This is a genomic window from Segeticoccus rhizosphaerae, from assembly GCF_009192725.1.
Lineage (GTDB): Bacteria > Actinomycetota > Actinomycetes > Actinomycetales > Dermatophilaceae > Segeticoccus > Segeticoccus rhizosphaerae.
This window is the reverse complement of record NZ_VOHR01000270.1, coordinates 1-5,133: the sequence shown is the minus strand read 5'-3', so window position 1 is coordinate 5,133 and position 5,133 is coordinate 1. Positions and strand designations below refer to the sequence as shown.

The 5,133-nt window shown below is 73.6% G+C and carries 5 protein-coding genes and 1 pseudogene; 4 read left to right on the top strand and 2 right to left on the bottom strand.

Annotated elements, in window-relative coordinates; all coding sequences use genetic code 11:
• Window positions 1-1,335: pseudogene (locus tag FRW57_RS23375) on the top strand (hypothetical protein); the annotation flags it as partial.
• A gap of 187 nt (window positions 1,336-1,522) precedes the next feature.
• Window positions 1,523-3,052: a DUF5719 family protein gene (locus tag FRW57_RS16945; RefSeq protein WP_137122199.1), complete on the top strand. Its 1,530-nt coding sequence runs from the start codon at window positions 1,523-1,525 to the stop codon at window positions 3,050-3,052.
• An 84-nt stretch (window positions 3,053-3,136) separates the two neighbouring features.
• Here FRW57_RS16945 and FRW57_RS16940 read toward each other — a convergent pair whose 3' ends face one another.
• A complete protein-coding gene (locus FRW57_RS16940; RefSeq protein ID WP_137122200.1) occupies window positions 3,137-3,925 on the bottom strand; it encodes an SDR family oxidoreductase in 789 nt (262 codons plus the stop codon).
• A gap of 123 nt (window positions 3,926-4,048) precedes the next feature.
• On the opposite strand from FRW57_RS16940, the gene FRW57_RS16935 reads away from it, so the two are divergent.
• Window positions 4,049-4,393, top strand: coding sequence for a hypothetical protein (locus tag FRW57_RS16935; protein WP_137122201.1), 345 nt, complete (start codon window positions 4,049-4,051; stop codon window positions 4,391-4,393).
• Window position 4,394: 1 nt separating this feature from the next.
• On the opposite strand, the gene FRW57_RS16930 is transcribed toward FRW57_RS16935, so the two are convergent.
• Window positions 4,395-4,721 carry a metallopeptidase family protein gene (locus FRW57_RS16930; protein WP_238384744.1) on the bottom strand — a complete coding sequence of 109 codons (327 nt, stop codon included), beginning with the start codon at window positions 4,719-4,721 and terminating at the stop codon, window positions 4,395-4,397.
• A 147-nt stretch (window positions 4,722-4,868) separates the two neighbouring features.
• On the opposite strand from FRW57_RS16930, the gene FRW57_RS16925 reads away from it, so the two are divergent.
• Window positions 4,869-5,133 (top strand): DUF3499 domain-containing protein (locus FRW57_RS16925; RefSeq protein ID WP_152186549.1); only part of this gene is annotated, 265 nt, incomplete at its 3' end.

Here is a 5,133-nt window from a genome sequence, read left to right as displayed (position 1 = left end):
CGCGGCGCCCTCCTGCTCGTCGTCCCGGTGGCGCTGGTCGGCCCGTGGCTGCTGCGCGTCCTCGACGACCCGCGCCTGCTGCTCGGCGGTCCGGGCCTCACCGTGTGGCAGGACGACCCCGTCGTCCCCTGGCACCTCGCCCTGCTGCGGCCCGAGCACGCCGAGCTGTATGTCGTGCTGCTTGCCGCGCCGCTGGTGGTCGCCGGGCTGCTGGGCCTGCTCCGACGAGGGCCACGTTCGCCGATGGCCACGGCGCTCGGCTTGTTGGGCCTGGTGGGTCTCGCCGCCGGCCTGGCGGCGGCGCTCGTCCACGTCGACACCGTGCCGGCCCATCAGCCGGGCGCGGGAGACGCCATCACACCGTGGGCAGGCACCGGGGTCGATCTGCTCGGACTGGCGCTGATCGGCGCGGCGCTGCTCGGGTTCGACGCCATCGGGACCAAGCAAGCCCGTGCGTCCTCGAGGTGGCGCTCCCGCCTCGGTCTGGTCGTCGCCGGCGTTGCCGTGGCCGGTGTCGTCGCCAGCACCGCCTGGACCGGCTGGGCGGGCGTCGGGGAGCACCTGCGTCCCACGAGCGAGCTGATGCCGGCAGTCGCCGCCGACCAGGCGTTCGGGCCCGCCGCCACCAGGCTGCTGGTGCTGCAGCGCGAGGGCGACACGGTGACCTACTCCGTGCAGGGAGCCGAGCCCGGCGAGGTCGCACGCAGCCTGCCCCAGGCGGCTGCCGGGCCAACCGTGCTCACCGAGAAGGCGGTCCGGCGCACGCTGGCGGGCGACGACGCCAGCGCTGGTGACGGGGTCCAGGCCGCGCTCGCCGACCTGGGCGTCGGCTTCGTCGGTCTGCAGGGCGGCGCGGACGATCCACTGGTGCGGCAACTGGACGCGACCGCGGGACTGACGCGGCTCAGCGACGCCCACGGGCTGGTGCTCTGGCGCGTCCTCGCCCAACCGGGCGACGGTTCGCTCGGGGTGCAGCCGTCCCGTGCTCGTGTCCTCGACCGCGACGGGGACCCGGTCTTGGCACTGGACAGCTCGGGCCCGCACTCGCAGCTGCGTGCCGAGGTCCCGGCGGGCGACGACGGCCGGGTGCTCGCCCTCGCCGAAGCGCCCGGCCTCGCGGACCACGCCCGGGTCACCTACGACGGCCAGGTCATTCCGTCCGCCGCCAGTGCCGACCAGCCCACCTACCGGCTGCCTGCCTCGGCCGGCACCGTGTCGGTGTCGCTGCAGACGACCCACCGCGACTGGCGGCTCCTGCAGCTGGCGCTGCTCGGCCTGACCCTCTTCCTCGCGGTGCCCTTCGGCAACCGCCGTTCGCGGAGGGCGGCGGCATGATCTACCCCCACGAAGTTCTCCGCTGCGCTCCGATCCTTCACGGGGACCACGGCCTCCGATACTTCGCGGGGGTCCCGGCACGCCACCCCACGAAGTTCTCCGCTGCGCTCCGATACTTCGCGGGGGCCCCGGCACGCCACCCCACGAAGTTCTCCGCTGCGCTCCGATACTTCGCGGGGGCCCCGGTATGAGGGGCCTCGGGATCGCCCGGGCGGCCCTGGTCGGGGCTGCCGGCGCGGCGCTCGTCCTCGGCGCGACCCGACTGGACGGCACGGTCGACCTGGGCCCCACGTCGGCCACCGCGGTGTCGGACCAGAGCCAGAAGCCCACCACCGTGCCGGTGGCCCAGACGGGGCTGCTGTGCCCCGGTCCGGAGCGCCTCGGCGTCTCGGGAGGGCTGAAGGCCACGCAGAGGGTGACCGCCCTCGCTGCGGCGGCTCCCGACGCGGCCCTGCCGGCGGAAGCCCGCAGCAGCGCCGAGGGCACGCTCCGAGCCCACAAGATCTCCGACTCGGGACAGTCAAAGGCACACGCGCGCGAGTCCAAGGGACAGGGCACCTCCGGCAGGTCCACCTCCTCCCTCGACCTGGACGCCGCGGGCGGGGTGCTCTTCCTCGCTGGCGGCGACTTCGCCCCCGGCGCCGCAGCGATGCAGTACTCCCTCGTGCGGGAAGGCGACGGCCGCGCCCTCACCACCGTGGCGTGCGGACAGCCCCAGGCACACTCCTGGCTCGTTGCCGGGGGTGCCCAGGCCGGACGCCTCGAGCGGGTCGTGCTGGTGAACCCGGCCGCCAACGCGGTCACCGTGGACCTGCAGGTCCTGGGTGCCCACGGCAAGGTCGCCTCGGAGAGCGGCCGGGGTGTCGTGGTGCCGCCACGCGGTCGCACGGCGGTCCTGCTGGACTCGATCGCGGGGTTGGAGAAGACGCCGGTCGTGCAGGTCACCGCGCACGGCGGTGAGGTCTACGCCGCCATCAACGACACCTGGCTCGACGGGGTCGTGGCCCGCGGAGGCGACACGGCGAGGGCCACTGCTGCGCCGTCGAGGGAGCAGGTCATCGCAGGCGTGTCGGTCGACGGCTCCGCGAGCCTGCGGGTAGCGGTGCCGGGCGACGCCCAGGCGGTCGTGCAGACCCGCGTGCTCACGACCGAGGGACCGCGGCGGGTCAAGCACGACGTCGTGCGGGTGGGCGGCCACTCGGCTCGGGACATCGACCTGTCGGACCTCCCGGCGGGGACCTATGCCATCCAGGTCCGGGCGGATGTCCCGGTCGTGGCGGCGGCCACGGTGGAGCACGGCCGGTCCACGGGGTCGAAGAGCAAGCTCGACCGCAAGGCCACCGACCTGGCGTGGACGCCGTCGTCGGCCGCGGTCGAGGGCCTGGCCGGCACCCCCCTGCCTCCAGCCGGACGGCACGGGCTGACCAACGCCCTGACGCTCACCAGCACCGGCGCGAAGGCGCCGGTTTCCGTGACCACCGTCGACGCGAACGGCAAGGCCACGACCCGACGGTTCGTGCTGGCCGCCGATGCGGTGCGGTCCGTGCCCCTCGAGTCGGCGACGAGCGTGTGGGTGGGCACCGACGCAGACTCGGTGCACGCCGCGGTCCTGACCACGGCCGAGGCCGAGGACGACGGCCCGCTCGTCGCGGCCCTGCCGCTGGTCTCCTCGCCGCTCGTCGCGACGCAGGCACCCATCCGTCAGGTCGACGGCTGACCGACCTCACCTTCCCGGCGCGGAACCGACTCGTCCGCTCGGCCGGCGGGTCTCACCGGGGCCCGGCGAAAACGGCCCGGTGAGTCAGTCGCGTCCCGCGAGCCACTGCGCGTAGGTGGTGCCTCCGAGCTCCGCTGACGCCCCTGGCAGGTTGATGCCCCTGACGAAGGACCGCAGGGCGCCACCGACCGCAGGTAGCTCGACAACCCGCGGCACCGACCTGTGCTCGTGCTCGGCGGTGAGCCGGATGGCGTCGCGCAGCGACACGACCTCGGGACCCGCCAACTCGATTGTTGACTCGCGAGGCTCGCTCAACGCGACGTCCACGAGGCGACGGGCCACGAACGCCGTGTCGCACGGCTGGAACCGCATCCCCTTGAACGACAACGCCACCGGGCCCTTCGGCGGGACCTTGCTGGCGAGACGCACGAGCTGGTGGAACTGCGTGGCGCGGACGATCGAAGCGCGGTTGCGCCCGGCGGCCACGGCATCGCGCAAGACGTCTTCGGCGGCGGCCTTGATCCGGTAGTAGGGGAAGGAGTTCCGGTCGCAGCCCACGATCGAGATGTAGACCAGGTGCGACTCAGGTGCGACCCCGCCCAGCAGGCGGAGCAGGCGGCGGGTGCCGTCGAGGTCGACGGCTCGCCACTTGGTCGGGCTCGTCGCGCAGTGGATCACCGCGCGCGTGCCGAGGACCGCGTCCTGGACCCCCTCCCCGGTCGACAGGTCACCGGCGAAGATCGCGGGATTGGCCGGTCGCGCCCGTCGGCTCAGGATGCGCACAGGCCGAGACCGTGACTGCAGCTCCGCCACGACGGCACTGCCCAGCGTGCCGGTGCCGCCCGTGACCAGGACAGGTGCGTTCTCGTCCATGACTTCGATGGTACGTCGCCCCCCGGAGCGGCAACCTCTGCGGATCCGCGCGGCACGTGGCAGGGTGGGGGAACCGGGTTGCAGCAGCACCGGGTCCAGCAGGCGAGGGGAGTTGACCAGAAGATGCGCATCAGCCGGGACGCCATCGTCGAGATGCTCAAGGAGCGGGGCCTCGACGACCGCGCCAGCGAGGCGCAGGAGCGCCTGCCCGTGGTGATCGAGACCGAGAACGACCTCGGCCTGCTCAGCGAGTTCGGCATCGCGGCGGATGACCTCGTGGGAGGGCTCGGTGAGGTGGCCACCGACGACAAGGACATGGCCCCGGACGACGAGATCGGCGACGACGACGCTGTCCCCAACCCGGGCGACGATGCTGCCGGCACGGACCACGACGAGCTCGACGAGAACGAGGACGAGCTCGACGACGACGAGCGAGAGGCGGCGGGCGACCAGCAGGAGCGCCGCTGACTCAGTCGGGACCCAGGTCGTCCGGGTCCAGGCCGAGCATCGCGGCCACCTGCTCGGACACCACGTGTTGCACCAGCATGGCGAGCTCCCGCTCGTCCCCGGCACGGGTCTCGATCGGCCTGCGGTAGACCACGACGCGCGGCGGGGTGCGGCCGTCGGCCGGGAAGAGCCGTCCCAACGGCACTCCGTCCTCCCACGCCGAGGGATCGCTCGGCGGCACGTCCTCGACCGCGAGCTCGGCCGGGTCGAGGCTGCGCCCGAGACGTGACTCGATCCGTTCCGCGGAGTCGAGGACGAGCTCGTCGAAACGCTGCGACCGGGTGGCCATGCCGGGCACCGGCGGCCAGGCCAACGGCCCCCGGACCCCCCGCCCCCGCCGGTCGCGCAAGGGGCCGGATCGTCGGTGCGCCATCACGTCTCCGACTCTACGGCGTGCCGGTCCGGCTCAGGCGGCCACACGCCATACAGTCGGGGGGTGAACCTCTCGCGACAGTGCTCCCGGACGGCGTGCGGTGGCAGCGCTGTGGCGACCTTGACCTACGTCTACTCCGACCAGACCGCCGTGCTCGGCCCGCTCGCGACGTATGCCGAGCCGCACACCTACGACCTGTGCGCCGGACACGCGGAACGGCTGACCGCGCCGCGCGGGTGGGACGTCGTGCGGCTGGCGACCGAGTTCGTCGACCCTGGCCCCACCGAGGACGACCTGCTCGCGCTGGCCGACGCCGTCCGCGAGGCGG

Excerpts from the sequence above, each read along its gene's own strand:
- FRW57_RS16945 (WP_137122199.1), top strand. The coding sequence starts at position 1,523 with ATGAGGGGCCTCGGGATCGCCCGGGCGGCCCTGGTCGGGGCTGCCGGC.
- FRW57_RS16940 (WP_137122200.1), bottom strand. The coding sequence starts at position 3,925 with ATGGACGAGAACGCACCTGTCCTGGTCACGGGCGGCACCGGCACGCTG.
- FRW57_RS16935 (WP_137122201.1), top strand. The coding sequence starts at position 4,049 with ATGCGCATCAGCCGGGACGCCATCGTCGAGATGCTCAAGGAGCGGGGC.
- FRW57_RS16930 (WP_238384744.1), bottom strand. The coding sequence starts at position 4,721 with ATGGCCACCCGGTCGCAGCGTTTCGACGAGCTCGTCCTCGACTCCGCG.